The sequence below is a fragment of the Pseudomonadota bacterium genome, from assembly GCA_022361155.1.
In the GTDB taxonomy this organism is placed as follows: domain Bacteria; phylum Myxococcota_A; class Polyangia; order Polyangiales; family JAKSBK01; genus JAKSBK01.
Map to the genome: position 1 here is coordinate 1 of JAKSBK010000298.1, position 2,450 is coordinate 2,450.

Annotated in this window: 3 protein-coding genes; 2 read left to right on the forward strand and 1 reads right to left on the reverse strand. The window is 65.6% G+C overall.

Features of this window, described 5'->3' with window-relative positions:
- A partial coding sequence (locus tag MJD61_11490; GenBank protein MCG8555891.1) for a DUF819 family protein occupies nucleotides 1-1,179 on the forward strand: 1,179 nt, incomplete at its 5' end.
- A 43-nt stretch (nucleotides 1,180-1,222) separates the two neighbouring features.
- Nucleotides 1,223-1,687, forward strand: a complete 465-nt coding sequence (locus MJD61_11495; protein ID MCG8555892.1) for a cyclic nucleotide-binding domain-containing protein — start codon at nucleotides 1,223-1,225, stop codon at nucleotides 1,685-1,687.
- Here the strand turns inward: MJD61_11495 and MJD61_11500 are convergent.
- Entirely contained in the window at nucleotides 1,684-2,232 is a 549-nt protein-coding gene (locus tag MJD61_11500) for a hypothetical protein (GenBank protein MCG8555893.1), read from the reverse strand. The genes MJD61_11495 and MJD61_11500 overlap by 4 nt on opposite strands.
- Nucleotides 2,233-2,450: the final 218 nt, after the last annotated feature.

Sequence of the window (2,450 nt, forward strand, 5' to 3'; positions counted from 1 at the left end):
AGCGCGCTGCTGTCCGACCCAAACCTGATCTTCGCATACCTCAGCGGCGTGCTTGCCCTCGTGTTCTGGGCCAGCGGACTGCCGGCGCTCAGGAAGCTGTTCACGGTCACGCCCCCCCTGATCTACGCCTATTTCATTCCGACCTTGTCGACCGCCTTCGGCATCACGCCCCTCGCCTCGCCGGCATACGACTGGATCGCGCGCTACTTGCTGCCGGTCGCCCTGCTGCTCCTGGTCATCAGCATCGACCTTGCGGCCATCGCCAAGATGGGCTGGATGGCGCTCGTGATGATGCTGGCCGGTACAGCCGGCATCGTGATCGGCGGACCGATCGCGTTCCTGGCCGTCGGCAGCTGGCTGCCCGAGCAGGCGTGGACCGGTCTGGCCGCGCTCTCCGGAAGCTGGATCGGCGGAAGCGCCAACATGATGGCGATCGCGGCCAGCGTGGGCACGCCCGACTCGATCCTGGGCCCGATCATCGTGGTGGACACGGTGGTGGGGTACGGATGGATGGGTGTTCTGCTGTTCTTGAGCGCCTTTCAGCAGCGCTACGACCGGCGCACGGGTGCCGACACCGACGCTCTGGACGAGCTCAGCCAGCACCTGAGCGAGCTCGAGGCGCATCGCCGGCCCGTGGAGCTCAAGGACTTCGCCCTGATCGTGGGGCTGGGATTCGGGGGCGCAATTGTCTCGGTCTGCGCCGGGCAGCTGATGCCATCCCTGGGCGAGCCCACCATCATCAGCAAAACCACCTGGACCGTGCTCATCGTGGTGACGGGTGGGCTCGTCCTTTCCTTCACTCCCGTGCGCAAGCTGGAGCGGGCCGGCGCATCCACGGTTGGTTTCATGGCGCTCTACCTGCTCGTTGCAGCCATCGGTGCCAAAGCCGACCTGCGGGCCGTGCTGCAGACGCCGCTCTTCATGCTCGCGGGTCTGATCTGGATCGGCATTCACGTGACGATCCTGTTCGGGGTCGCGCGACTTGCGCGCGCCCCCCTCTTCTTTGTCGCCACCGGCAGCATGGCCAACATCGGCGGCGCTGCGAGCGCACCCGTGGTCGCCGGCGTCTACCACCCCGCCCTGGCCCCGGTGGGCGTCCTCATGGGCATCTCGGGTTACGTGCTCGGCATCTACGCCGCGCTCGGCTGCGCCTGGATGTTGGGCCAGTTGGCCGGCTAGCCGGCGCTCGTCTAATGCCGGTCAAGGCAGTAGGATGCCCGGGATGCAACTGCTTCGTTCGGCGCTGCAATCGCACAGACTCTTCGAGGGCATTCGCGACGAAGGCTTGGACCGCATCGCGTCGATCGCGACCGAGGAAAGCCATGCACCCGATGCATTCGTATTTCGCGAGGGCGAGCCAGGGGATCGGCTGTACTTGATTCTCGAGGGCAAGGTCCGCGTTTCACGCCAGATGCCAGGCATGGGTGAAGAGGCGCTGGCTGTGCTCGGACCGGGCGAGGCGTTCGGAGAGATGTCTCTTTTCGACGACGCGGCCCGTAGCGCGGACGCTCGCGTTCAGGAGCCCTGTCGCCTGCTCGCGCTCAGACGAGATGCCTTCGAGGAGCTGCTTCTGCTCGATAGAGACATCGCCTACGAGATCTTGTGGAACATGGTGCGTGTGCTCACCGGGCGCTTGCGAGACACCAACGACAAGATGACCTTCCTGTCCCTGACCGGCCGTTTCTAGCGACGCAAGACGCGGCGCGCGCCGGTCGTGACGTAGGTGCCCAGAGGCCAGTGGCGGTAGTAGCTGACCGCGACGATAGGCCCTCCCTGATCATCGAACTCACCCGTGGGTCTTCCATAGACCCGCAGCAGGGAGCCGCCCCAGATGCGCTGGCGGCCTTTCGCATCCTCGGGGCGCATGTCGAGCAACGCCGTAAACGGGCCCATGGCCTTTTCCGAGACGGTCACACGGCAAGAGCTGGAAGACTCGCCTGCGCACAGATGCCGGGCCTGGTGCAGGCGCAGTGTCATCGTGGCCCGTGCCTTGGGGCCCGAGCTCTCGATCTTCGTGACCAGCCCGAACCAGCTGAGCAGCCGATCCTTGCTGGTCTCCGGATTGCGTCGCACCTGCTCGTAACCGACGGTCTCGGCGCGCTCGAGCCAGTCCCGCTCGTCCCCTATCGGCTCGTAGGTGCGCGCGTACCCGTAGCGGTTCCCCCCGCAGGCCCCTGCGGCGCATAGGCAGATTAAGACCAGTGCCTTCGTGCGCGGTTGTGCGAGTTTCACGGAGCCTACCAAGATTGGCCTCGAGCTTAACACCTAGTGCCTCGCCACAGGAATCCTGGTTGGTTGGGGCCTGCAGTGGGGCTCGCTGGCAAGGCGGACCGACGAAGACTGCGGTTCATTTCGATGCTGTGCAGCGCATATTCGAGGAGGTCCCAACGCCGCCAGCGGGCGCCAGGGCTGGGGCCAAACGATCAGGATTCCTGTGGCGAGGTACTAGC

Excerpts from the sequence above, each read along its gene's own strand:
- MJD61_11495 (MCG8555892.1), top strand. The coding sequence starts at position 1,223 with ATGCAACTGCTTCGTTCGGCGCTGCAATCGCACAGACTCTTCGAGGGC.